We start from the raw sequence: 1,804 nt of genomic DNA on the forward strand, positions 1-1,804 counted from the left end.
GAGTTATTCAGCATAGTACGCAATTTGAACAACCTGCGCCGTTTACCTTTGTTATTTTAAATAAATCATTGAAAGTTATTGAAGGAGAGTCCTTTTTTTTAGAGGTTGAAGCTGTAGGAATGAGTATTCCAGAAGATGTAATAATAAATTTATCAGGAGAGAGTTACTATTTAGAATCTAATGGTTTTGGAAAATTTAAATATAATTTTTCTGCTGTAAAAGAGAATATAACTTTTAGCTTAAATTCTGGAAATGTTTTTTCAAAAGAGTATAAACTTTCTGTAATTCCTACACCTGTAATTTCTGGTTTAAAAATGGAGTTGAAATATCCTGCGTATACCGGAAAAAGTGATGAAGTATTGAAAAATACTGGAAACGCTGTTGTTCCACAAGGAACTAAAGTTACTTGGAGAATAGAAACCGAAAAAACAGAAAAAATTTCTATAAAAGGTTTTGATGGAGAAGAGCTTAATTTTAATCCAATTTCTAAAAATCTATTTTCATTTTCACAAAATTTAATGAGTACTTTTAAGTATGGAATTTCAACATCTAATAAACAAATTGTAAATCATGAATCCATTAATTTTAGTATTGATGTTATTTCAGATGAATTTCCAAAGATTTTTGTAAAATCTGATATTGACTCTATTTCACATGGTCCAGTTCAATTTATAGGGCAATTAAGTGATGATTATGCAATAGATAAACTTCAATTGGTGTATTACAATGTAAATCAACCAAAATTGCTTATAAAGCATATTATACCCGTTACTAAATCGTCTTTTACTGATTTTTATTATGTATTTCCCGAGGGATTATCAATCCAAGAAGGAGTTGAATATGAAATGTATTTTGAAGTTTTTGATAACGATGGTGTTAATGGAAGTAAGAAATCTAAAAGTACTGTGTTTAGTTATTATAATAAAACTTCAAATGAGTTAAATGATTTATTGTTAAAAGAACAAAAAGAATCGCTTTCTAAAATTTCTAATAGTGTTCAAAAATCTAAAAAAGCTTCAAACGATTTAAAGAAGTTAAGTGAAGAACTTCAAAAAAAAGCTAGAATGAATTGGAATGATGCGAAAAAATTAGAAGAATTTTTAAAGCGTCAAAATGAGTATGAGAAAATGATTCAGGACCAGACGAAAGATCTTCAAAACAATTTAAAAGAACAACCAGTAATGGAATCTTTAAAAAAGAAAAAAAAGGAACTTGAAAAGCGTATTGAAGAATCTAGAAAAATGCAAGAACAAGAAAAACTTTTAGAGGAATTAAAAGAGTTGACTCAAAAATTAGAGAAAGAGAATTTGGTTGATAAGCTGAAAGAATTGACTCAAAAAAATAAAAGAAATGAGCAAAGTTTAGAACGGATATTAGAATTAACAAAACGATTTTACGTTGAACAAAAGGCGAATCAGATTAAAGAAAAGTTGGAAAAAGTGAGTAAAAAAGAAGAGGAACTTTCTAAAGGTGAATTGGAAGATAATACGAGTAAAAAACAAGATGAGCTGAATAAAGAATTTGATGAAATAGAGAATGATTTTACTGATTTAAATAAGCAGAATAAAGATTTAAAACGCCCAATAGATTTACCAAATTTAGGGCAAGAGCGAAAAGAGGTTAATCAATTGATGGATGATGCTTTGGATAAGCTTAATAATAATCAAAAAGAATCTGCTAAGAACTCTCAAGAAAAAGCCGCAAAAAAAATGAAGAAAATGGCAGAATCTTTTAATTCAGCTATGGAAGCTTCTGAAGGAGAATCTATTGATGAGGATATTGATGACTTGCGTAAAATTGTTGA

At 28.2% G+C, this 1,804-nt stretch carries 1 protein-coding gene; it reads left to right on the top strand.

Annotated features, from left to right (window positions below; all coding sequences use genetic code 11):
- Positions 1-1,804: DUF4175 family protein (locus ABY298_RS16225; RefSeq protein WP_372747081.1), on the top strand; the 1,804-nt coding region annotated here is incomplete at both ends.

The sequence above is a fragment of the Lutibacter sp. genome, from assembly GCF_041596795.1.
GTDB lineage: Bacteria > Bacteroidota > Bacteroidia > Flavobacteriales > Flavobacteriaceae > Lutibacter.